The organism is Mycobacterium sp. (genome assembly GCF_040509115.1).
GTDB lineage: Bacteria > Actinomycetota > Actinomycetes > Mycobacteriales > Mycobacteriaceae > Mycobacterium.
This window is the reverse complement of sequence record NZ_JBEVLO010000218.1, coordinates 1-22,367: the sequence shown is the minus strand read 5'-3', so window position 1 is coordinate 22,367 and position 22,367 is coordinate 1. Positions and strand designations below refer to the sequence as shown.

At 66.9% G+C, this 22,367-nt stretch carries 25 protein-coding genes; 8 read left to right on the top strand and 17 right to left on the bottom strand.

Annotation, left to right across the window (positions count from 1 at the left end; all coding sequences use genetic code 11):
• Positions 1–9: 9 nt before the first annotated feature.
• Both ABW137_RS15215 and ABW137_RS15210 read right to left on the bottom strand, forming a co-directional pair.
• Positions 10–270 carry a hypothetical protein gene (locus ABW137_RS15215; protein WP_526401334.1) on the bottom strand — a complete coding sequence of 87 codons (261 nt, stop codon included), beginning with the start codon at positions 268–270 and terminating at the stop codon, positions 10–12.
• Positions 271–357: 87 nt separating this feature from the next.
• On the bottom strand, positions 358–1,509 hold the full coding sequence (locus ABW137_RS15210; RefSeq protein WP_526401332.1) for a diguanylate cyclase domain-containing protein: 1,152 nt from the start codon (positions 1,507–1,509) through the stop codon (positions 358–360).
• Positions 1,510–1,655: 146 nt separating this feature from the next.
• Between ABW137_RS15210 and ABW137_RS15205 the strand changes: the two genes are divergently transcribed.
• Positions 1,656–2,486, top strand: coding sequence for an LLM class F420-dependent oxidoreductase (locus ABW137_RS15205; protein ID WP_526401330.1), 831 nt, complete (start codon positions 1,656–1,658; stop codon positions 2,484–2,486).
• A gap of 4 nt (positions 2,487–2,490) precedes the next feature.
• Here ABW137_RS15205 and ABW137_RS15200 read toward each other — a convergent pair whose 3' ends face one another.
• Positions 2,491–3,123, bottom strand: a complete 633-nt coding sequence (locus ABW137_RS15200) for a pyridoxamine 5'-phosphate oxidase family protein (RefSeq protein WP_526401328.1) — start codon at positions 3,121–3,123, stop codon at positions 2,491–2,493.
• Positions 3,124–3,130: 7 nt separating this feature from the next.
• The gene (locus ABW137_RS15195) at positions 3,131–3,997 is read right to left on the bottom strand and encodes an alpha/beta fold hydrolase (protein WP_526401326.1); all 867 of its coding nucleotides are present in this window, start codon (positions 3,995–3,997) and stop codon (positions 3,131–3,133) included.
• Between the two features lie 138 nt (positions 3,998–4,135).
• On the opposite strand from ABW137_RS15195, the gene ABW137_RS15190 reads away from it, so the two are divergent.
• Entirely contained in the window at positions 4,136–5,065 is a 930-nt protein-coding gene (locus ABW137_RS15190) for a LysR family transcriptional regulator (protein ID WP_526401324.1), read from the top strand.
• A gap of 30 nt (positions 5,066–5,095) precedes the next feature.
• Here the strand turns inward: ABW137_RS15190 and ABW137_RS15185 are convergent, their stop codons facing one another.
• Positions 5,096–5,395, bottom strand: coding sequence for a hypothetical protein (locus ABW137_RS15185; protein ID WP_526401322.1), 300 nt, complete (start codon positions 5,393–5,395; stop codon positions 5,096–5,098).
• A 180-nt stretch (positions 5,396–5,575) separates the two neighbouring features.
• Here ABW137_RS15185 and ABW137_RS15180 point away from each other — a divergent pair, with 180 nt between their 5' ends.
• Complete coding sequence (locus tag ABW137_RS15180) at positions 5,576–6,346, top strand: class II aldolase/adducin family protein (protein WP_526401320.1); 771 nt, start codon at positions 5,576–5,578, stop codon at positions 6,344–6,346.
• Between the two features lie 30 nt (positions 6,347–6,376).
• Here ABW137_RS15180 and ABW137_RS15175 read toward each other — a convergent pair whose 3' ends face one another.
• The 4 genes from ABW137_RS15175 to ABW137_RS15160 are packed head-to-tail and all read right to left on the bottom strand — an operon-like array spanning position 6,377 to position 9,703.
• Complete coding sequence (locus ABW137_RS15175) at positions 6,377–6,664, bottom strand: hypothetical protein (RefSeq protein WP_526401318.1); 288 nt, start codon at positions 6,662–6,664, stop codon at positions 6,377–6,379.
• Positions 6,665–6,708: 44 nt separating this feature from the next.
• On the bottom strand, positions 6,709–7,818 hold the full coding sequence (locus ABW137_RS15170) for a galactokinase (protein WP_526401316.1): 1,110 nt from the start codon (positions 7,816–7,818) through the stop codon (positions 6,709–6,711).
• Positions 7,815–8,918 carry a galactose-1-phosphate uridylyltransferase gene (gene galT / locus ABW137_RS15165; RefSeq protein WP_526401314.1) on the bottom strand — a complete coding sequence of 368 codons (1,104 nt, stop codon included), beginning with the start codon at positions 8,916–8,918 and terminating at the stop codon, positions 7,815–7,817. The genes ABW137_RS15170 and galT overlap by 4 nt, the downstream gene beginning before the upstream one ends.
• Positions 8,915–9,703, bottom strand: a complete 789-nt coding sequence (locus ABW137_RS15160) for a DeoR/GlpR family DNA-binding transcription regulator (protein WP_526401312.1) — start codon at positions 9,701–9,703, stop codon at positions 8,915–8,917. The genes galT and ABW137_RS15160 overlap by 4 nt, the downstream gene beginning before the upstream one ends.
• A gap of 161 nt (positions 9,704–9,864) precedes the next feature.
• On the opposite strand from ABW137_RS15160, the gene ABW137_RS15155 reads away from it, so the two are divergent.
• Together ABW137_RS15155 and ABW137_RS15150 are read left to right on the top strand one after the other, a co-directional pair.
• On the top strand, positions 9,865–11,580 hold the full coding sequence (locus tag ABW137_RS15155) for a sodium:solute symporter family protein (protein ID WP_526401310.1): 1,716 nt from the start codon (positions 9,865–9,867) through the stop codon (positions 11,578–11,580).
• Between the two features lie 33 nt (positions 11,581–11,613).
• Positions 11,614–11,913: a hypothetical protein gene (locus ABW137_RS15150; protein WP_526401308.1), complete on the top strand. Its 300-nt coding sequence runs from the start codon at positions 11,614–11,616 to the stop codon at positions 11,911–11,913.
• A gap of 60 nt (positions 11,914–11,973) precedes the next feature.
• On the opposite strand, the gene ABW137_RS15145 is transcribed toward ABW137_RS15150, so the two are convergent.
• Genes ABW137_RS15145 through ABW137_RS15130 form a run of 4 tightly spaced genes read right to left on the bottom strand, consistent with a single transcriptional unit; the run spans position 11,974 to position 15,196 of the window.
• Positions 11,974–12,723 carry a DUF72 domain-containing protein gene (locus ABW137_RS15145; RefSeq protein ID WP_526401306.1) on the bottom strand — a complete coding sequence of 250 codons (750 nt, stop codon included), beginning with the start codon at positions 12,721–12,723 and terminating at the stop codon, positions 11,974–11,976.
• Between the two features lie 30 nt (positions 12,724–12,753).
• A complete protein-coding gene (locus tag ABW137_RS15140; protein WP_526401304.1) occupies positions 12,754–13,512 on the bottom strand; it encodes an amino acid ABC transporter ATP-binding protein in 759 nt (252 codons plus the stop codon).
• Positions 13,509–14,336, bottom strand: coding sequence for an amino acid ABC transporter permease (locus tag ABW137_RS15135; RefSeq protein WP_526401302.1), 828 nt, complete (start codon positions 14,334–14,336; stop codon positions 13,509–13,511). Before ABW137_RS15135 ends, ABW137_RS15140 begins: the two co-directional genes overlap by 4 nt.
• Positions 14,333–15,196: an ABC transporter substrate-binding protein gene (locus tag ABW137_RS15130; RefSeq protein ID WP_526401300.1), complete on the bottom strand. Its 864-nt coding sequence runs from the start codon at positions 15,194–15,196 to the stop codon at positions 14,333–14,335. The genes ABW137_RS15135 and ABW137_RS15130 overlap by 4 nt, the downstream gene beginning before the upstream one ends.
• Between ABW137_RS15130 and ABW137_RS15125 the strand changes: the two genes are divergently transcribed.
• A complete protein-coding gene (locus ABW137_RS15125) occupies positions 15,168–15,986 on the top strand; it encodes a hypothetical protein (RefSeq protein ID WP_526401299.1) in 819 nt (272 codons plus the stop codon). The genes ABW137_RS15130 and ABW137_RS15125 overlap by 29 nt on opposite strands.
• A gap of 56 nt (positions 15,987–16,042) precedes the next feature.
• Positions 16,043–17,038, top strand: a complete 996-nt coding sequence (locus tag ABW137_RS15120; RefSeq protein ID WP_526401297.1) for an amidohydrolase family protein — start codon at positions 16,043–16,045, stop codon at positions 17,036–17,038.
• A 116-nt stretch (positions 17,039–17,154) separates the two neighbouring features.
• Here the strand turns inward: ABW137_RS15120 and ABW137_RS15115 are convergent, their stop codons facing one another.
• A complete protein-coding gene (locus tag ABW137_RS15115) occupies positions 17,155–17,472 on the bottom strand; it encodes a hypothetical protein (protein WP_526401295.1) in 318 nt (105 codons plus the stop codon).
• 430 nt (positions 17,473–17,902) lie between these two features.
• Here ABW137_RS15115 and ABW137_RS15110 point away from each other — a divergent pair, with 430 nt between their 5' ends.
• Complete coding sequence (locus ABW137_RS15110; protein WP_526401293.1) at positions 17,903–19,141, top strand: KasA/KasB family beta-ketoacyl-ACP synthase; 1,239 nt, start codon at positions 17,903–17,905, stop codon at positions 19,139–19,141.
• 23 nt (positions 19,142–19,164) lie between these two features.
• On the opposite strand, the gene ABW137_RS15105 is transcribed toward ABW137_RS15110, so the two are convergent.
• From ABW137_RS15105 to ABW137_RS15095, 3 genes are all read right to left on the bottom strand, one after another.
• Positions 19,165–20,529, bottom strand: a complete 1,365-nt coding sequence (locus ABW137_RS15105) for a WS/DGAT/MGAT family O-acyltransferase (RefSeq protein ID WP_526401291.1) — start codon at positions 20,527–20,529, stop codon at positions 19,165–19,167.
• A gap of 76 nt (positions 20,530–20,605) precedes the next feature.
• Positions 20,606–21,046, bottom strand: coding sequence for a response regulator (locus ABW137_RS15100; RefSeq protein ID WP_526401289.1), 441 nt, complete (start codon positions 21,044–21,046; stop codon positions 20,606–20,608).
• Positions 21,043–22,367 (bottom strand): sensor histidine kinase (locus ABW137_RS15095; RefSeq protein WP_526401287.1); only part of this gene is annotated, 1,325 nt, incomplete at its 5' end. The genes ABW137_RS15095 and ABW137_RS15100, both read right to left, overlap by 4 nt.

Below are 22,367 nucleotides of genomic sequence, written 5' to 3'. Positions count from 1 at the left end.
CGAGTGCCGTCAGGGCGTCTCCAACGGCAACTTGACGATTCGGTGGACGAGCCGCTCGGCGTCGAGCACGTCGCCGATGCCCCACTGCGCGGCGATCTCCTGGACGCGGGCCTCCGCGCCCACCTGAGACGTGTGCACCGAGGTGTAGTCGGCGCCGTCGAACTCGACGTAGGCGACGAACACGGGGTCTGCGTCTGCGACCGCGGTGGCGAGCTCCTGCTCGACGATGTCGCTGATCTGTGCGTCGCCAACCTCATCGGCAGTTGTCATGGCGTCACTTCCCGGGGATTTGCGCGGTGTCGATCCACTAATGAGCTTTCGCTGGTGATCACAGACGGTACGCGCCGGACGCCGCTGCTACGCCGAGAGGTCGTCGTCCCATTCGTCGGTGTCGGCGTCCTTCAGCGACGTGAGAGGCGGGTTCGCGATGGCCTCGGTGCGTTGGCCTCCGGCCTTGCGGGCGACGTACATGTGGGAGGTGGCGATCGTGATGAGCTCCTCGACGACGTCGTGGGGTGGGCGGCCGACCAGCGGACCCAGCGGTGTGACGACGACGCCGATGCTCGCCGTGAGGCGGTACGGGGCCGAGCGCACCGTGTGCTGCAGTCGATCGGTGAGCACCGAGACATCCGCGTTGGTGAAGGTGTCTGCCACCAGGTATTCGGATTCGCCGACATGGGCCAGAAGGGCGTCGCGGCGCAACGTCTCGGCGAGGCGGTGCCCGATCGCGACCCGAGCATCGTCGCCGCCGGTGTCGCCGCGGATCGCCGTCAGCAGCGAGAAGCTGTCGAGGCTCACCACGATGATCGCCAGGAAGCGGTCGTCGTTCCTGTCCCTGGCGGCGACCATGGTCGCGACGCGGTCGGCGAAGGCATCCCGTGAGAGCAACCCGGTCAACGTGTCGAGCTCGCCGTAATGCACATCGGGGCTGACCAGCCGAATCACGCTGCGACAGATGAACGCCACGAACATGTTGATGAGGACGAACAGGGCGACGGCGCTCACCGTGACGGCGGCCTCCGAGGCGCCGAGGCGGACCGCCAGCGCGACGAGCGTTGCGGCCCCAACGGTCCACGTCACGGCCAACAGCCGCCCGTCATGGAACATCGCGGTGAACGCCGACACTACGACGAACGTCGACGCCCCCATCAGGCCGAGTCCGGGACCCGCCACGATCAGGCACCCCACCGTGATGCAGATGCTGCCCACCACCACGCAGGCCTGTGACTGCAGACGGGTGGGCCATCCGGGCTTCAGCCACACCCATGCCATTACCGCGCAACATGCCGAGACGGCGAGTGCCAGCCAGCGGTCGCGGGTTCCCGACGGGCCCATCTCACTGAGCATGAGAACGAGCGGGATCGCGCTGAGCCCGAGGAGGTTGGCCGCGATCAACCGGCAGGTGGCGCGCTGCAACCCCCGAGCCGCCAGATGCGACGTCAGCCAGTAGTAGTGGTCGTCGGTGCGCGGCCAGCGGCCCGCAAATCGAGTGGTTTGACCAATGCGCACGTGGAAAGAGTAACGGAGTGCTTCAGCTAATGGCCACAGTGATGAGGTTCTGATGTGGTCGCTGGCAGTCCGGAGCGGGGAATACCCTGGATGCGCCAGCAGTCGGTGGCAGGCACATCTTGCGGCATCTATGGACAGGGGCACGGATGAAAATCGGCATCTCCACGTTCGTCACCGACGACGGGATCGATTCGGTATCGCTGGCACGCGCGATCGAGGAACGCGGCTTCGCGTCGCTGGTGATCGCGGAGCACACGCACATCCCTGCCAGCCGAGAGTCGGCGTACCCGGCGGGTGGTGACCTGCCTGCGATTTACTACAAGACGCTGGACCCGTTCGTGACGCTCGCCGCGGCGGCGGCCGTGACCACCACGATCGAATTGTTCACCGGCATCGCTCTGCTGATTCAGCGGGATCCGATCATCACCGCGAAGGAGGCCGCGAGCATCGACCTGATCTCCGGCGGCCGCTTCGTGTTCGGCGTCGGCGCCGGTTGGAACATCGAGGAACTGCGCCACCACGGCACCGACCCCAAGACCAGGGGCGCCCTTCTCGACGAGCGCATCGAGGCCATCAAGGCGCTGTGGACGGACGAGCCCGCCGAGTACCACGGCAAGTTCGTCGACTTCGACTCCTCGTTCAGCCGCCCCAAGCCGGTGCAGAAGCCGTATCCGCCCATCTACATCGGCGGTGACTCCGATGCGACCGTCAAGCGGGTGATCCGGCACGACGCGGGCTGGATCTCCAATCCGCTGCCCATCGAGCATCTGGCCAAGCGGATCGGGCAGATGCGCGACGGCGCAGGTCACGACGTGCCGCTGGCGCAGTTCGGCACTCCGGTGGACCCCGAGTATTGGCGGGCCGCCGAGGATCTGGGCTTTGGTCAGCTGGCCCTGCGCTTGCCGAGCGTTCCGCTCGACGAGTCGTTGCGCCTGCTCGACGAGTACGCCGACGCGGTGGAGAAGTATCGCGGTTAGCCCGTCACGGGTTCGCGAGCTTGGCCTTCAGCGCTGCGTTCTCCGCCTCGAGCGTCGCAATCCGGTCGTGCAACTTGACCAAGGCCGGCTCCAGCTCTTCGGCGCTGAACCTCGGGGTGATGTGCTGCGGGCAGTTCCAGTCGAACGCCTCGACGTCGACGACCACGGCCCGTTCGACGACCGCATCGTAGGAGGGGTCGGCCAGCGCCCGCATCAGGGCGGGATCGTCTTCGGCCGTAACCGTTCTGGCGCGGCCGAAGATCTTGATCCGTCGTCTGGACGGGTAGTCGACGGCGATGATCGCGACCCGACCCTCGCCAGCAAGGTTGCCGGTGCTGATGTACTGCAGGTTTCCCCGAAAGTCGGCCCAGGCAATGGTGTTTTGGTCGATGGTGTGAACGAATCCTCTTGGCCCGCCCCGAAATTGGACATATGGCCAGCCCGTTTCACTTACCGTGGCCAGATAGAATCCGTCGCGCTCGGCCAGGAAGTCGACGACCTCCTCGGTCATCGGATCCGGCCCTGGAGACGCTTGGGCGATCACCCGTTTGCGGTCGTAGAACGTGTCGCTGCCGTGGCTGTGTTGCACGGCCCGCACGCCATCGGTGAACGCCAGGGCTGGGTACCGTCTGCTCACCGCCGGCTCACAGCCGACTCATGAAGTCGCGGATGTAACCGCTGATTTCGTCACCGTGGGTCTCCAGTGCGAAGTGACCCGCGTCGAGCAGGTGGAACTCGCCGTTCGGAAGGTCCCTCTTGAACGCCTCCGCTCCCGCCGCCCCAAAGATCTCGTCGTTCTTCCCCCACGTGACCAGGAGCGGCGGCTGATGCGTGCGGAAATACTCCTGGAACTTCGGGTATCCGTCGAGGTTGAACTGATAGTCCCAGAACAACTGCAACTGAATGGCGTCGTTTCCCCTGCGGTCCAACCCGGCTTGGTCCAGAAGCCACGCCTCCGGCGCGATGCGGTCCAGCCGGTCCTGCGGGACTCCGTGGGTGTACTGCCAGTAGGTCTTCTCGGCGGTGAAGTACTCGCGGACCCCGTCCTCGTTGGCGGCGCGGTCCTTGGCGTGGGCGAACAGAATGTCCCAGAAGGGCGTGAAGCCCTCCAGATAGGCGTTGCCGCTCTGGGTGACGATCGCGGTGATCCGCTCCGGGCGAGCACTGGCGATGCGCAAGCCGATGGGTGCGCCGTAGTCGTGGATGTAGATGGCGAAACGGTCGAGCCCGAGGTGGGCAATGAGCTTCTCGGTGACCTCGGTCAGCTGATCGAAGCCGTAGGTGAACTGGTTGACCGACGGCATCGCCGAACGCCCGAACCCGATGTGGTCGGGTGCGACGAGGTGGAAACTGTCGGACAACGAGTCGATCAAGTTGCGGAACATGTGCGAACTCGACGGAAAGCCGTGCAACAGAAGAAGTGTGGGGTTTGACCGGTCGCCGGCTTCGCGGTAGAAGACGTCAAGCCCGTCGATGTTGACGGTGTGATGGCGCGTGCTGAATGCGGGCACAGTCGACCTCTCTGAGTCGTCGTGGGATCTCGAATCCACAATGCGTCGGGCCGACGGCGAGATCAAGGGCCTATCCCGGATCGCGGCGATCGCCCGGCCCGATCAATCCGCGGCTGCCAGCGCCTTACCATCAGCAGCGTGGAGTTGCGACAGCTGGAAGCCTTCGTGGAGGTGGCCGTCGAGCTGCACTTCGGCCGTGCCGCCGCCAAGCTGCACATCGGCCAGCCGACGCTCAGCGACCTAGTGCGTCGGCTGGAACGCGAGCTGGGCACCCCACTGTTCACCAGGACCACCCGCCGAGTCGTATTGACCGAGGCCGGGGTGGAGTTGCTGGGCCGTGCCAAGGCGATCCTCGAAGACGTCGCGGGTGCCGGTGCGGCGGTGCGTCGCATCGCAGGGGGAGAGGCCGGAACGGTGCGGCTCGGCATCACCCCACCGGTGGCGCCGCTGCTGGCACCTCACCTTGCCGCAGCGCTGAAGAGTGAGGCGCCCGACGTCGAACTCGTCGTGCGACGCATGTGGCTCCCCGACCTTCAGCGCGCCATCCCCGACGGGGAGGTCGACGTGGCGATCACCTGTGGGCTGGTGCCGGACCCGCCGGGCATCATCGGCGAAGTGTTCTGTGCCGAGCCGGTGGTCGTCGGGGTCCGGGCCGACCACCCGCTGGCCGACAGGGACCGGATCGAGTTGGTCGACCTGGAGACCGAGACGCTGGGCATGCACAGCGAGGGTCTGTTCCCGGCCTGGTCGATGGCCATTCAGCAGGTGCTGCGGGCGGCGAATGTCGCCCCGCCAACGGTCGAACTCGCCGATGCCGACCTGTCGGCGTGCCGGTGGCCTGCCCAGCCCGAGGTGGACTGGATTCTCACCAGCACGGCCGTGTCAGGTGCCTGCGCGACCAGCCCCCTCTTGCCCGTCGCGCCGACTCAGTATCTGCCGTACACGTTGCAGTGGTGTCCCATTCGTGCCGCGACCGCGGCCATCGGACGCTTCGTGCAGTTGTCGCTCACCGTCGACGTGCCTGCGGGCTGGATCAAACAGCCGGATCACTTACGCCACGACGAATGACTGCCACATCGAACGACTGCGACGGGCGCGTCAGCGTGCGGCGGGAGGCTCGGGTTGTGGGTCGAATCCCGCGCGCACGGCGGGGGACTGCGGGTGGACCGCGATGATGGCCTTCTCCGAGGCGGCTGCCGGGTTCGGGTTCACGGCGATGATCGCCTTCTCCGACGCTGCACTCGACTGCGGCGCAACGGCGATGATCTGGCGGTCCGACGCATCCGTCTGCGGGGTGGCATGTGCGGTCGCCGAGGCGAGCCCGAGGCCGGTCAGTGCGATGCCGCCGGATAGGACGGCCCCGACGATCGTTCTCGTCAGGCGGTGATGGTGGTTCATGTCGACTCCTCGCTAGTGCCGACCCCGGTGGCCGGCGTGTGGCAAGTCGACCCCGCCCGCGCGGCTACCGATCCCAATTTCGGCCGGTTGCGCGGCGCCGCCAGGGGCGGCCTAGCGTGGGACGTGCACCAGCCAGGTGTGACAGAGCGTCGGCCAGTCGAGACAGAACGGGAGGCTCCGATGACGGACACAGCTGCAGGCCAGGGATTCCTCGATCCGGCGTCGTTCGAGCCGGCCATCGCCGATCCCGCCGAGCTGCGCGCCCACCGCAAGCGTCGTCTTGCGTTGGCCTATCGGGTCTTTGGCGCCATCGGTTGGGGAGCGCTGGGCGACGGGCACATCTCGGCGCGCGACCCCGAGCGGACGGACTGCTTCTGGCTGGCGCGGTACGGCGTGCCGTTCAAGTTCGTGACCACCGATGACCTCGTCTTGGTCCGCGCGGATGGCACGGTGGAAGGCGGTGGGCACATCAACGAGGCGGCCTACTTCATCCATGCGCCGATCCACGAGGCAGTCCCCGACCTCGTCGCGGCGGCTCACTGCCACACCCCGTATGGGACGCCGTTCTCGGCGAGCGTGACCAAGCTCGAACCCATCTCGCAGGAAGCGTGCGCGTTCTTCGGCGATCACGAGATCTTCGACGACGAGGAGGTCAGCATTGGCTCGACGGACGGCGGCAAGCGCATCGCCGCGGCGATCGGGGGGTCGCGCGGGGTCATCCTGCGCAACCACGGGCTGTTGACGGTGGGCACCACGGTCGACTCCGCGGTCGGGTTCTTTCTGCTGATGGAGCGATGCGCCGAGGTCCAGGTGAAGGCGCGTGACGCCCGAGCCATCAGCGCCGAAGCGGCACGACGGGTCCACGACGAGTTCGACGAGGCCGTGGGGTGGCAGGCGTTTCAGTGGGCGCAGCGGACGTACGTCGCCGATGTCGGGGTCGTCGGGACCTGAGCGGGGGCGGTGACGACGGCCGACACCTGGCTAGTGCAGCGGGTTCGACTCCACCAGGCCCGCGGACTTGGCGGCGTTGATCGCCCGCTCCCACGTCAACTGAGCGATTGCCACCACCCCTAGCGCGGCGGCGACGGCCACCAGCGAACCGAGCCAGTGCACCCAGGCGGGACCGACCTCGAAGTCGTTCAGGAGTACCAGCAGCGAGGCGCTGGCCAGCGCGACCATGGCGGTCAGTGCGATGCGTCGCCGTTCCGCATGCGGGAATCGCGCGGCGCGGGAAACGCCGCGGACCGGCGTCTTGGCAGAGGTACCCATCGCTCCAGGGTGCGGGCGGGAGTTAATGGGGTGCCAAGCCGAGGCTATGAAGATCCTATGAAAGCCTCGGTGGATGCTCCTGCGCCCGCCTCGGTCATCATGATCGTCGGCCGGTTGTAGCCGGCGTCGACGACCGCGCCGCGGACCGCATCCGCGACGGCTGCAGCGTGGTCGGCGGCGACCAGGGCGATGACGCAGCCGCCGAAGCCGCCGCCCGTCATTCGCGCCCCGAGCGCACCGGCCCCCACTGCGGTGTCCGCGATCAGGTCGATGTTGTCGGTGGTGATCTCGAAGTCGTCGCGCATCGATGCGTGCGACGCCGTGAAAATCCGGCCGACCTCGGCGAAATCGGAGACGCTCAGCGCGGCAACGACATCGGCGACCCTTCGGTTCTCGGTCAGGATGTGTCGCGCGCGTCGGGCATCGACGGGATCGGTGACCGCCGACAGTGCGGCCTCGCCGCGATCCTGTACGTCGCGCAGTGACGTGGCGCCCAGATCGGCGGCCGCCCGCTCACAGGACGCGCGCCGAGCCGCGTACTCACCCCCGGCATGGTGATGTGGCGCGTGCGAGTTCACCAGGAGCAGCGTGACGGCGGAGGCGGCTGGATCGAACGGTACCGACACCACGCTGGTGTCCTGGAAGTCGATCATCAGCGCCCGCAGCGGTTCGCCGCACAGCGAGGCCAACTGGTCCATCAGACCCGTCGGCGCCCCGACGTAGTCGTTCTCGGCCTTCTGCGCGATCCGCGCCAGCTCGATGCGGTCGGCATCGAGGTCGGTCGCGGCCGCGAGCGCGCCGAGCGTCGCGCATTCCAGCGCCGCGGACGACGCCAGCCCCGAGCCCATCTCGACGCCGCTCCTGATCGACATGGCGCCGCCACGCACCCGATGGCCCGCCTGGCGGAGCGCCCACACCACGCCCGCCACGTACGCGGCCCAGTCGGTGACGTCACCCGGTGAGGTGTCCAGCGCGATGGCGACCTGGCCGGCCTCGCGATCGCTGCGGACGACGAGCACGTCGCCGTCGTCGGGGCGGAAGTCGACGACGGTACGGTCCGGCAGGGCGATGGGCAGTGCGAAACCCTGGTTGTAGTCGGTGTGCTCGCCGATGAGGTTGATCCGGCCCGGCGCGCCGTATCTGATCACGGTCATGACAACTCCCTTAGCCGGTTGGCGATGCTCTCGGGCGTCACGTCGCTGATGAACGCATCCATCGCCGACTCGGAGCCCGCCAGGAACTTGAGCTTGGTGGCGCTACGCCGCACGGACATCAGTTCGACGTGAAAGTAACCCTCCCGCTGCGCGTCGGTGTCGCGGAACTGGTGAAGTGCCGAGATATACGGCAGCGACGTCGGATACATTCGGTCGAACCGTGCCAGCACCTCACGGTACATCGAGGCGAAGGCGTCCAGCTCGGCGTCGTCCAGGTCGATCAGGTTGCGCACGAACCTGTTTGGGTAGATGTGAACTTCCACCGGCCAGCGTGCGGCGAACGGAACGAACGCGGTGAACAGTTCCGAGCGCGCGACGACGCGGACGTCCTCGGCCACCTCGTGCGCCAGGATGTCGGCAAAGAGGTTGCTGCCGTGGCGCTTTGCGTGAGCCCGCGCCTCGGCGAGCATGTGAGCGGCGCGCGGGGCGAGGTAGGGGTAGCCGTAGATCTGGCCATGCGGATGGGTCAGTGTCACCCCGATCTCCTCACCGCGGTTCTCGAAGCAGAAGACCTGCTCGATGCCGGGTCGGTCCATCAAGTCGGCGGTGCGGTGGCGCCACGCGTCAACGACGAGGCGGGCGTGCTCCGGCGCCAGGTCGGCGAACGACGCGGTGTGACTGCTCGAGAACGAGATCACCTCGCAGCGACCATGTCCCGGGGCATGGGTGAAACCGTCGCCGCCGACGTCGGGAAGGTCGAACGGGCGGCCGTCGGCGCCGGAGAGGCTCGGGAATCGGTTCTCGAACACCACGACGTCGTAGTCGGGGGCGGGGACCTCGCTGTTGGCGCCGGTGGGGTCCGGGCACAACGGGCACTGATCCGCGCTCGGCTTGTACGTACGGTCTTGGCGCAGGGCGGCGATCACGACCCACTGTCCGGTCAGACGGTCGAATCGCAACTGCGACCGCTGCTCGCCGCGGTCGGATAGCGGGCGTCGATCGGGCACCGGTGCGGGCCGGTGGCCGGCAAGCGAGAAGAACAACATGTCGCGGCCGTCGGCCAGCGTCCACCGCAGGGGTTCGTCGGCCATGGCGGTCATTGCCCACCCACGGGGGCGATCACCAATTCCCCGACGTGGGTGTCGATGACGGCGCGGTCCGATGCGGTCAGGCCGTCGTCGCTGATCATGGTCTGCACTCCGTCCAGTCGGGCGAAGACGCAGGCGCCGACCTCGCCGTACTTGGTGTGATCGGCCAGCACGAGCAGGCGACCGCCAATCCCGATCAAGGTCCGATTCGTCTGTGCCTCAGCGATGTTCGGTGACGTCAGGCCGGCATCCGGGTCGAAGCCGTGCACGCCGAGATACGTCGCGTCCACCCGGAACGACGCGATCGCGGCATCGGCGACCGGCCCGACGAGTGCATCCGACGGGGTGCGGACCCCACCGCTGAGGTAGACGAGGGGGGCGTTGGCACCATCCATCCTTGGTTCGGTCAATTCCTGAAAGATGCTGATGGAGTTGGTGACGACGGTGATCGAGGACCGGCCGTGCAGACGGCGGGCCAGTTCGGTGGTGGTGGTGCCCGCGCCGATCGCGATGGTCATGCCGTCCTCGACCGTCGCGGCGGCGGCCGCGGCGATGGCCGCCTTCTCCGCCTGCTGCTGACCGGCCTTCACCGCCGACCGCGGTTCCTCGCCGCGGTTGTGGCGGGCCACCGCGCCGCCGTGCACCTTGCGCAGGAGGTCCTGCGCGTCGAGCGTGTCGAGGTCGCGGCGCACGGTCATCTCGGACACCGCGAGTTCGGCGGCCAAGTCGGCGACGCGCACGGCGCCCCCGGACTGCAGCGCGCGCAGAATCGCCCCTCGCCGTTCAGCGGCAAGCATCGTCGTCGACACTCCCTCCGGAGCCTTTGGTAACCCGAATCGAACATTAACAAACAGCGAGTGCTTGTCGAGCCCTTATTGTGCACAAGGGCTGTGAAATGTTGCGCGATTATGTTGGAACATGTTAGGACAGTGGTCGGGATCACTCAACGAAGGAGTTGATGGCGGCGATGACCACGCTCATGGCAGACGACGTACTGCGACTGAACGTCGGTGCGGTCGATTACACGCTAATCGCGGTGTACTTCGCGTTCGTGCTCGGCATCGGCTACCTGGCCCGAAGTCAGATCTCGTCGAGCCTGGACTTCTTCCTGTCGGGTCGACGGTTACCCGCGTGGGTCACCGGCATCGCGTTCGTCTCGGCCAACCTCGGCGCCGTGGAGATCATGGGCATGGCCGCCAACGGCGCCCAGATCGGCTTGGCGACCATGCACTACTACTGGATCGGCGCCGTCCCGGCGATGATCTTCCTCGGCTTGGTCATGATGCCGTTCTACTACGGCTCCAAGGTGCGCAGCGTTCCCGAGTTCATGCGGCGGCGCTTCGGCACCGGCGCCCACCTGGTCAACGCGATCAGCTTCGCCGTCGCTCAGGTCCTCATCGCAGGCGTCAACCTGTTCCTGCTGGCAACCGTGATCAACGTGCTACTCGGTTGGGCCACTTGGGTTTCGCTTCTGGTGGCCGCGGCAATCGTGCTGACCTACACCGCGTTGGGCGGGTTGTCGGCCGCCATCTACAACGAGGTACTGCAGTTCTTCGTGATCCTCGCCGCACTCGTCCCGCTGACCGTCTTCGGTCTGATCAAGGTCGGCGGCTGGAGTGGCTTGAAGGACAAGGTGATCGACACCATCGGTGACAGCGACAAGGTGACCGCGACGGTGGGCGAGCAGCTGACGACGTGGCCCGGTCAGGCGCTGAGTGGTTTCGACAGTCCCGTCTGGTCGGTGATCGGCATCGTCTTCGGACTGGGCTTCGTGCTGTCCTTCGGCTATTGGACGACCAACTTCGTCGAGGTGCAGCGAGCCATGGCGTCGAACTCGATGTCGGCCGCGAGGCGCGCCCCGATCATCGCCGCGTTCCCCAAGCTGCTGATCCCGTTCGTGGTGGTGGTGCCCGGTATGATCGCGGCGGCCGCGATCGGCGACATGATTCACCTGAAGTCCACTGGCGCAGGCGATGTCACGTACAACGACGCGATGCTGTTGATGATCCGCGACATCCTGCCCAACGGTCTGCTCGGTGTCGCGATCGCAGGTCTGATCGCCTCCTTCATGGCGGGCATGGCGGCCAACATCTCCGCGTTCAACAGCGTGTTCAGCTACGACATCTGGCAGCAGTACGTGGTCAAGGACCGCTCCGACGACTACTACATCGCGGTGGGCCGGTACGCGACGGTCGCGGCCACGTTGTTGGCGATCTTCACGGCGCTGATCGCGTCGGGCTATTCCAACATCATGGATTACCTGCAGACCCTCTTCGGGTTCTTCAACGCGCCGCTGTTCGCCACGTTCATCCTCGGCATGTTCTGGAAGCGGATGACTCCGACTGCCGGCTGGGTGGGCCTGGTCGCAGGCACCCTGTCCGCCATCTTCGTGTTCATCCTGTCGCAGGTCGGTGTCATCGACCTACCCGGACAGGGCATGCCGTTCCTCGCTGCCGCAGCGGCGTTCATCGTCGACATCGTCGTCAGCATCGTCGTCAGCTTGGTCACCACGCCCAAGCCCAGGGAGGAACTGGTCGGCTTCGTCTACTCCGAGACCAAGGTCGACATCATGTCCGATCCGGACGAGGCTGGGAATCCGTGGTTCCAGCGGGCGGTGCCGCTCGGCGCCGTGATGCTGATCCTGACCATCGGCTTCAACATCATCTTCCACTAGCCAGGCCTTCCCCGAGATCGGATTGGAGCCGAAATGTCCGTCCCACATACCAATAGAGTCCTGTCGCACCTGTTCGACATCCGCAACATCATCGGTGGTCTGCTGGCGATCTACGGCGTGGTGCTGACCATCGCCGGGTTCGCGCCCGCGGTGCTGCGCGACCACAGCGATCCGGCAGCGGCGTCCAACCGTTCCGATCTCTACATCGGCACCGACGCGAACTGGTGGGTTGGGCTGATCCTGCTCGTCGTCGCCGCAGGCTTCGTCGCGTGGGCGCTGATCCGGCCGCTGCGCGCCGAGGACGTCGCCAAGGCGGTCGCCGAGGCGGATTGACGCCTGGTCCCGAGGCGCCGAACATCAGGACGGCGACGTGCTTAACTCCGTTGAGCGGCGTCACGTCCTGCCACGGGTCGCGGGTTCGCCGACGAGTGTCCGCAGCGTCCTGGCGTTGCGGACGGCGTGGCCGTGTCCGTCGTTGTTGAAGTAGGCCAACACGTCTCGGCCCTGGCGGTGCCATTCCTGGATGCGGTCGGCCCACCAACGCAGGTCGGGGTCGGAATAGGAACCCGCGTACAGCGCGTGGTCGTCGGGCCCGTGCAACCGCACGTAGACCAGGTCCGACGTCGCCCGAAGCACACAGGGCAGGCCCGCCCCGCTCATCACCACGTACGCCGCGCCGTGGCGCTCGAGGAGCGCGTAGACCTCGGGATCGTTCCACGACGGGTGTCGCAGTTCGACGGCCACCCGCACTCGCGGCGGCAGACAGTCGAGGAAGTAGTCGAGCCTGGCGTCGTCCCGTTCCTGAGCTGGATGCAGTTGGGTCAGCACGGCTCCGCGACGGTCGCCCAGTACGTCCCAGGCTCGTACGATCCGCTCGACCCAGTCCTCGGGCGACCGCAGCCGTCGGGCGTGAGTCAGACCCCGAGCCGCCTTCACCGACATCGTGAAACCGGCGGGCAGTCGGTCTCGCCACCGCTCGAAGGAGGCGTCGCTGGGCCAGCGGTAGAAACTGGCGTTGAGTTCGACGGTGTCGAACTCCTCGGCGTACCGGGACAGGCGATCTCCCGCCGTCACACCAGGCCCGTACAGCACGTCCTTCCAGTGGTCGTAGGACCACCCCGAAGTGCCAATCCGCACCGCCACGGGGTGGGAGATACCCGCGAGGTGCGCGGCTCAAGCACCGCCGGTGAAGCGCTGCAGGAACTGACGCGTCCGATCCTGCTGCGGGTTGGCCAAAACCTGCTCCGCCGAACCCGATTCGACGATCCGGCCACCGTCGAGGAAGCAGACCGTGTCGGCGACGTCGCGAGCGAATGCCATTTCGTGGGTCGCCATCACGATGGTGCGACCCGAACTCGCCAGCTCGCCGACGAGGGCCAGCACCTCACCGACCAATTCCGGATCCAGCGCGCTGGTGATCTCGTCGAGCAGGAGCAGGCGCGGTTCGTAGGCCAGCGCGCGAGCGATGGCCACCCGCTGCTGCTGCCCGCCGGAGAGCTTGTCCGGGTAGGCGTCGGCGTGGCCGGAAAGACCGACGCGGCTCAACAATTCGCGTCCGCGCTCCTCGGCGTCGCGACGCGACGACCCGTGCACCACCCGCGGGGCGAGTGCGACGTTGGCCAGCGCGGTCATGTGCGGAAACAGATTGAAGGACTGGAACACCATCCCCATTGCCTGGCGAGCCTCGTCGGCGTCGATGCGCGGGTCGCTGATGTCGCGGCCGTCGAGCAGGATCTGCCCGTCGTCGATGTCCTCCAACAGGTCGATGCATCGCAGCAGCGTGGACTTCCCCGACCCCGATGCCCCGATCAACACCACGACCTGATGCTCGGCCACGTCGAGGTCGATGCCGCCGAGGACCGGCCGATCGTGATAGGCCTTCACCAACCCGCGCACCGAGAGCACCGTGTCGGCCGACGCGCTTCCCGTCACAGTGCGCCCTGTCGCGTCGCCGCCCGCCGCGCGGCCCAATCGGCGAGCCGCGCCGACGGCACCGCCAACGCCACGAACAGCAGCCCAGCCACGACGTAGGGGGTGAAGTTGTACGTGGTCGCGGACTGGATCTGCGCGGCCCGCACCGCGTCGACGGCGCCCAGCACGGAAATCAATCCGCAGTCCTTCTGCAGTGCGACGAAGTCGTTGAGCAGGGCAGGCGTCACCCGCCGCGTCGCCTGCGGGAGGACGACCAGTCGCATCGTGCGCCGGTAGTTCAGCCCCAGTGACTTCGCGGCCGCCAGCTGCGACGGGTGGACGGATTCGATGCCTGCGCGGAACACCTCGGCGACGTACGCGGAGTAGATCAACACCAGGGCAAGGCCGCCGAGCAGCACCGGGTTGTTCGGCACCCCCGTCAACCGGAGCCCTGGCAGGCCGAACCCGACGAGGTAGAGACAGATCAGCAGCGGCAGTCCGCGGAACAGGTCGACGTAACCGGTTGCCAAGGCTCGCACCGGAAACCACACCGGGCCGCGCAACGTGCGGACGGCGGCAAGACCCAATCCGAAGATCAGGATCAGCACCTGGCACACGATCAGCACCCGGATGTTGAGCCACAGGCCCTCCAACAGCGCGGGCAGGCTCTCCCAGCCGACCCGCAGGTTGAAGAACGAATCGCGCACCCGCGGCCAGCCGGGTGACGACGTCACCGCGAACAGCAGGACCGCGGCGAACACCACGGTCGACAGCAGCGCGACCAGGGTGGATCGCCGGGCGCGCGACTGACGGTACGCGACCCGGTCGAACGCGACCGTGGTCACGAAAGCTGTGGCGCGGCGCCCGCGCCTGCGAGCCAGGTCTTCTGCAGTTTGAACAGGTCGCCGTTGTCGCCGAGCTGGTCGACGGCCTGGGACACGCACGTGGTCAGCGGACTGCCCTTGTCCAGCACGATGCCGAACTGCTCGGCCTTCTCGGTGCCTGCGGGCAGCTGTCCGACGATGGCTCCGTCGGTCAATTCGGCCTGCACCGCGAACGCCGTCGGAAGATCGAGCACCAGACCGTCGATCTGGCCGTTCGACAGGGCGGCCTTGGCGTCGTCGTTGTTGTTGAACACCGCCACGCCGGGATCGATCGCCTGCGCGGCCGTGTAGCTGGTGGTCCCCACCTGGGCCCCTAGCTTGAGGCCCTTGAGCCCGTCGAGGGTCGTCACGCCCGCCGCGGGTGAGGACTTCACCGTGACCACGGCCTGGGTGACGTCGAAGTACGGCGACGAGAAGTCGACGGCTTGTTTGCGTTCGTCGGTGATGGAGAACTCGTTCAGGTTGGCGTCGAACGTCTTTGGGCCCGGCGCGATGGCCGCGTTGAACGGCACCCGTACCCACTTCACGTCGCCGGGGGCGAATCCGAGCTTGTCGGCGACGGCGTAGGCGACAGCCGACTCGTAACCCTTGCCGTTGGCGGGGTCGTCGTCGACGAACCACGGCGGGTAGGCAGGCTGGTCGGTACCGAAGGTGATGGTGCCCTTCGCCAGGGTGGGAAGCGCGTCCTTCGTGCACGACTCGGGGCCCGCAGAGGTCGACTCCGAGCCAGACGTGGCCGATGGCGTCTCGTCGGCGGGCGCGCAGGCAGCGACCAGGCCGACGGTGGCCACCATGGACAGAACACACGAGAGGTTGCGCATGGGCGGCATCATCGCGCACTGGGCCAGCGCGCGCCACCATTGCGATGATGATGAATCTCGGGCCGCCGCGCAGCGTGCGGCGGCGGCTGCCAGACTCGTCGTGGGTATCGAGCGTGGGAGGACCGAAGTGCCTGACGAGATGCAACCCGCCGTCGTGCCGCCGACGGCGGAGCGGGCCCACGCCATCGACGCCGCGCACCCCGCGCACCCGAGTCCGGCGAGCCGCCGCTCGCCGATCGTGCAGACGGTCATCAGCACGGCGCTGTTGCTATCCACCCTCGCTCTGTTCTTCGGCTACTGGCAGATCCTGTCGGCGGTCGACCCGCACGCCTCAGTGGCCGTGGCGTTGGCGTTCACCCCGACCTACGGGGCGTACTTCGTCGCAGTCGTCTGGCTGCTGGTGCGCCATCGGGCGCGACGCCGCTCGGCGGTCATCGTCGCCGCCTCCGTCGCCCTGCTCGACACCGCTTACACCGCATACGAACTCAGCCCGGGCGCAGTGACCTCGGAGGCGCTGTCGAGTTGCATCTATACGTTGATCCTCACCCTGTACGTCGCCGCCTGGGGGCTTGCGCGCAGGCAACACCGGAACTGGGTCAACGGACTGCCCATCGCGCTCCTCCTCGCCGGCGTGTGCCAGATCGGCATCACCCCGAATCTCGATCCCAACTGGATCGTCTTCTGGTCGCTCTACGTCGGGGCGTTCGCCGTCGGGGCGGTGATTTGCTGGGCGCTGGACGTCAAGGCCAGGAGCGACGAGGCACGGGAGGCGTCCAGACTGCTGGCGTAGGAAGGGAAGGGGGCGGCTGCCCGAGCCGTCCCGTTTCAGCGAAGGAGGCGTCCGACGTGCGCATCATCACCGTCGAAGAGCACTTTCACCATCCGGAGGTGATGGCCCGCGTCACTGAGTTGGCCGCGCCGGGGCCCGTCGTGCCCGATGCGGGATTCGGTGAGTTCTTCCAAGGCTTCATGCCCGACCGGGACTCCGCTGAGCGACTCGCAGGCACTCGTCTGGCCCACATGGACCAGGTCGGGATCGACGTCCAGGTGGTCTCGCACGGTGCCACCACTCCGAGCAGCCTCGCTCACCCGGAGGCGGTCGAGCTGTGCCGGACCGTGAACGACGCACTGGCCGAACAGATCTCGCAGCACCCGACGCGGTTCCGCGGTTTCGCCACGCTACCGCTGTACGATCCGGCTGCCGCGGCAGACGAACTGAGGAGATGCGTCGGGGAACTGGGCTTCGTCGGAACGCTCGTCTCCGGCAGTTGCGGCGGCCTGTTTCTCGACGACGCGCGATTCGAGCCGGTGCTGGCCGCGGCCGAAGCGGTGGACCTGCCGATCTACGTGCATCCCGGCGTCCCGGAGAATCCCGTGTCGAGCGCGTACTACGCCGGGCAGTGGCCTGCGGCGACCCAGTTCCTGTTCGCGGGGCCGGCGTTCGGCTGGCACGCCGAGGCAGGCATCCACGTCCTGCGGCTGATCCTGTCGGGGGCCCTCGACAGGCACCCGAACCTCAAGTTGCTCAGCGGACACTGGGGTGAGTTCGTCGCCGGGTGGCTGGACCGGCTCGACGAGGTGATCGGTTGGGGAGCCCGGCTGGAACGACAACCGAGCGCCTACTACCGGCAGCAGGTGTGGGCGACCCCATCGGGTTTGTACAGCCAGAATCAACTCGACTTCATCGTTGCCGAGATCGGGGCGCAACGCATCGTCTACTCGGAGGACTTCCCGTACCTGGTCCGAGACGACGTCACCGAGTTCCTCGCCAAGGCCCGGCTTTCCGACGAGCAGCGGCACGCGATCGGGCACGCCAACGCCGAGGCCCTGCTGCGCATCTGACGGTGGTGGGCCACGGCGGTGATGAAGCCGCTCAACCCCGTCCGCTCCACGTGGTGTCGCGGACGGGGCGCTGCGGCCCCTCGTCGACGATCGACCCCTCGACGATCGTGCCGACCCTACGAGCAGGCGGCGAAGCGGATGCCGCTCGCGTCGTGCCCGCGTCGAGGCTCGCTGGAAGGCTCGCGGGGAGCCGCTGCCTTCCTGCGGAACTTCTGATAGGCGTTGCCGCGGGCGATGCCCAGCGCCAAGCCGATCCGCCCCCACTCGACGTCGAGATCCCTGGCGACGTCGACCGCTGCTTGGAGTTCGACCTGGGCGCATGCGATCAGGGGAAGCGAGCGGCTGCGCTTGGCCTCGGTGAGACCCTCGCCCGCTGCTCGGATGGCCGCAAGGGCGTTCCCGGCCCAAACGCCAATTACCACCGGCTCTTGCATGTCAGTTCGTGTCAATTCGTAGCCCCACAGTCTCTCGCAAACAGTATGCACCGTCTGGTGGTGCCGCGTCGACCATTGGGGGTTTGACGAAAGTGCACCCGAGCAGGCATTTGCTCATATGAGCATACCCGCACCGACGATTTCAGCTATCGCTCAGCAAATTGCCAAATCTGGAGGGTCGTGGCCTTTGGGGTGTTGAAGACTCGTCCAGGCTTTGACGTCGACGTCAGCAGCGACCCGTGTCGCAGGGTCGCCGGTTTGCCGAAAATTCATCATCCGGCACAATCGAGTGCCGAGTCAGACATCCACGACTGCACGCTCGAGAGCCAATGGGTGATTCCCAGCTGGAACAGCGGGAACTCCATACTCACGGTCGCCAGCACGACGGCGGACGAAGGGATCAGCAGTCACACACGGAGGGGACGTTTCGATGCCGACCGAATTTCCGAGCGTGGTCATCACGGGAGTCGCGATGACCAATGCACTAGCGACCAACGTCGACGACACCTGGACGGCACTGATCGACGGTCAGAGCGGCATCCGTCCGTTGACGGGTTCGTTTCCCCAGGATCTCGGGCTGCCCGTCTGGATCGGCGGGGAACTGCGCGAGGACTTCGACGGCGAGCTCAGCAGGGTGGAACTGCGGCGGCTGTCCTACACGCAGAAGATGGCGCTGGTGCTCAGCCGTCGGGTGTGGCTCGACGGCGGCTCACCGGAGGTGGATCCAACCCGACTCGCGGTCTCCGTCGGAACCGGCTTCGGGACGGCAGAGGAAGTCATCGTCGCCTACGACGAAATGCGCAAGAAGGGGTTGAAGGCCGTATCGCCGTTGGCGGTGCAGATGTTCATGCCCAACGGCCCTGCGGCGGCGATCGGCTTGGATCGGTCGGCCCGCGGTGGTGTCACGGCGCCGATGATGGCCGACGCCTCCGGTGCGGGTGCCATCGCCCAGGCTTGGCAGCAGATCGTCTTCGGCGACGCCGACGTCGTCATCTGCGGCGGTGTCGAATCGCCCATCGAGGCCGTACCGATCGCCGCCTACTCCCAGGTGCCCGGCGTGATGTCGACCGACAACGACGACCCTGCGGGAGCCTGCCGCCCCTTCGACAAGACGAGGAACGGGATGGTCATGGGGGAGGGCGGAGCGCTGCTGCTCATGGAGACCGAGGCCCATGCCACGGCCCGCGGCGCGCGCATCCTGGCGCGCGTCCTCGGCGCGGCGACCACCTCCGACGGCTACGACGCGATGCTGTCCGATCCGGACGCCGAGCAGGAGGCCCATGCGGTGTCGCGCGCCATCGAGCTCGCCGGACTCACGGCTACCGACATCGACCTGATCAATGCCAGCGCCGCGGGCACCGTGGCAGGCGACCTCGTCGAGGCGACCGCGCTGCAGAAGGCCCTTGGCGGGCACCGCCCGGCGGTCTATGCGCCGAAGGCGGCGTTGGGCAACGCGTTCGGCGCCGCGGGGGCCCTCGAGTCGGTGCTCACCGTGCTGTCCCTTCGCGACGGTGTCGCGCCACCAACGCTGAACGTGACCGAGCTCGACGAGCGGATCGACTTGGACGTCGTCACCGGCGAAGCCAGGAAGGCAGACTACCGCTACGCGCTGAACAACACGTTCGCCTTCGGCGGCCACAACGTGGTGCTCGCGTTCGGAAAGTACTGACAGCGCTGCGGTCTCGGCCCGGCTCAAATCCCGACGGCGCGCTCCAGATCGGTTAGTGAGTCCTCCAGATGCAGCAGCAGCCGCTGTAGATGGGGCACGCTGCGTCGACATCCGACGAGCCCGAAGTCGAGGTTGTCGGCATTGTTGGTCAGCGTGATGTTCAGCGCCTGCCCGTCCAGTGCGATGGACAGCGGATAGTTGCCATCGAGCCGAGCCCCGTTCCAGTACATGGGCTCCCGTGCACCGGGCACATTGGAGATGACGATGTTGAACGGGGGCGGCGCCGAGGACACGAACCCGGGCACCAGGCCCAGCGCGATTCCAGAGACCAGGAACGCCGACAGTGCCAGCGCCTGCGTGCGCGGCAACTCGGCGAACACCTTCTTGTTGTCGCGCATCGACGTGCCGATCGCCGCGAGCCGCTCCGCCGGATCCTCGACGTCGGTGGCAAGGTTGCACAGGATCGTGCCTACCATGTTGCCGCCCGCGTCCTGCTCGTTCTCGGCTCGCAGGCTCACCGGCACCATGGCGACCAACGGGGTGTCCGGTAGCGCGTCCTGTTCCAGCAGATAGGCGCGCAGCGCACCCGCGCTCATCGCGAGCACCACGTCGTTGACCGTGACGCCGGCCGCGGACTTGATGGCCCGGATGCGCGCCAGCGGCCAGGACTGTGCAGCGGCCCGGCGAGCTCCTCCGATCGGCACGTTGAACATCGTCTTCGGGGCCCGGAAGGGCAGCGTCAGCTGCTGCTCCAGCAGCGCCGCCCTTGCCACCGAAAGGGTTGACGGAGCAAGGGCCGCAAGCGAACCGACGGTGCTGGTGATGGTCTGAAGTGTCGACCTGGAACTCGAATGACTGTCCTTGCGCGCCTTCGGCCCCATCGTCCAGGGCACCCGGATCTTGCGGTCGTCGGGGTCGGGCGTCATCGACCGGATCATCAACCGTTGCGCGGAGACGCCGTCGAGCAGTGAGTGGTGGATCTTGGTGTACACGGCGAAGCGGCCGTCCTCAAGGCCCTCGACCAGGCTCGCCTCCCACAGCGGGCGGTGCCGGTCGAGCAGCGTGCCGTGCAACCGCGACGTCAGCTCGAGGAGGTCGCGGACCCGCCCCGGCCTCGGCAACGCCGACCGGCGCAGGTGGTAGTCGATGTCGATGTCCTTGTCGAACGCCCAAGCGACGTTGGAGATGCCGCCGAGAAGCCTGCCCGGATGCTTGCGGAAGGTGGGCTGAAAGTCGTCGTTCTTGACGATCGTCTCGTAGAGGTCCCTGACGAAGTCGGGGCCGGCTCCCGCGGGGGGCTTGAACAACTGCAGACCCGCGACGTGCATCGGGTGCTCTCGCGATTCGCCGATCAAGAACATCGAGTCGGTCGGCGAGATCAGCTTCATGGACGTGACCGTACCCACACTGCCTGGGGTTCACGCCCTTCATCACCAAATGTCACCCGGCTGAGCCGGGGGTGGGTCAGCCCTGCGGTAGTCGAACGACCTGCACGAAGAACTCGTCGATCTGACGGACCGCGTTCATGAACTGGTCGAGGTCCACCGGCTTGGTGACGTACGCATTCGCGTGCAGCTTGTAGCTGCGGAGGATGTCCTCCTCGGCCGCGGAGGTGGTCAGCACGACCACCGGAATGTGGTTGAGCTCGGGGTCGGACTTGATCGTCTCGAGCAACTGGCGGCCGTCGTACTTCGGCAGGTTCAGGTCCAGCAGGATGAGATCGGGTCTCGGCGCACCTTCGAACGCGCCCCGGCGGTAGAGGAAGTCGAGCCCCTCCTCGCCGTCGTGGGCGACGTGCAGGTTGTTCTTGATCTTGTTGTGCTCGAAGGCTTCCCGGGTAATCAGCTCGTCTCCTGGGTCGTCTTCGACGAGTAGGACGTCGATCGGTCTGCCAGCTGGTGTCATCGAGGTGATCCTTCCGAGAGTGCCGCGGGTTCTTCCTGTGCAGGTGCGGCGGACATGGGCAGGGTGAAGCGAAAACGGGTGCCGTCGGTGTAATCGGTGTCGATCCAGATGGTGCCACCGTGATGTTCGACGATCTTCTTGCACAGCGCCAGTCCGATGCCGGTCCCGCCGTAGGAATCCCGGCCGTGCAGCCGCTGGAAGATGACGAAGACCTTCTCGACGAATTCGGGAGCGATGCCGATGCCGTTGTCCGACATGGTGATCAGCCACTGTTCATCGTCGGGGCGCGGTTCGCACTCGATGAGGATGCGTGGCGCGACCCCGTCCTTGCGGAACTTCATGGCGTTGCCGACGAGGTTCTGCCAGAGCATCGCCAGCAGCGTCGGGTCTCCGGTCACCGTGGGAAGGGGCTCAGCGGGACGCGCGATCTCGGCACCCGACTCGTCGATGGCGGTGCTCAGGTTCGCCAACCCCGTCTCCAACGCGTCGTCGAGGGCGACGTCCGTCTCGGCCGAGTTGAGTCGTCCGACCCGCGAGAAGGTCAGCAGGTCGTTGATCAGCACCTGCATCCTCTTGGCGCCGTCGACGGCGAACGCGATGTACTCGACGCCGCGCTCGTCGAGCTTGTCGCCGTATCGCTTCTCGATCAACTGGCAGAACGACGTCACCTTGCGCAGCGGCTCTTGCAGGTCGTGGGAGGCGACGTAGGCGAACTGTTCCAGCTCGGCGTTGGACCTGCGCAACTCGACCGTCTGCTCGTCCAACCGCCTACTGGTCAAGCGCGATGACTCGAGCTCCTCGACGATGCGCCAGCGCATGTCCTCCACGTCCGCTGCCATCGCGCGAATGTCCTTGGGGCCCTGCGGAACGATTCTCTCGCCGAAGTCGCCCTCGGTGATCCGCCGACACGACGCGGCGAGCGCCGCCAGCGGCCGGGTGACGGCGCTTCGCATCACCAGTGCCAGTGCGATCGCCGTGGCGATGAGCACCACGCTGATTCCGATGAGAACCACGTTGCGCCAGGTACGGACGTCGTCGAGGTTGGCGATGCCAGCAGTCCGTGCCTCGGTTAGGTGCTGATTCTGCGTATTGAAAAGCGCGCGGATGCCGTCGAATTCGGTCTTTCCGCGCTCGACGATGGCCGGGCTGACGGCGGCGGGCGTCCCGGGCGTGATCCTGGTGATCAAAGGCTCGGCGAACGACGACCGCCAGGAGTCCGCCGCCCGCTCGATGGCGTCGACGTCGGCGACCAAGTCGGAGCGATTGCCTGCCCGGTCCCGGATGTCGTTGGCTGCAGTGGCTTCGGCGGTCTGCCCTTCGT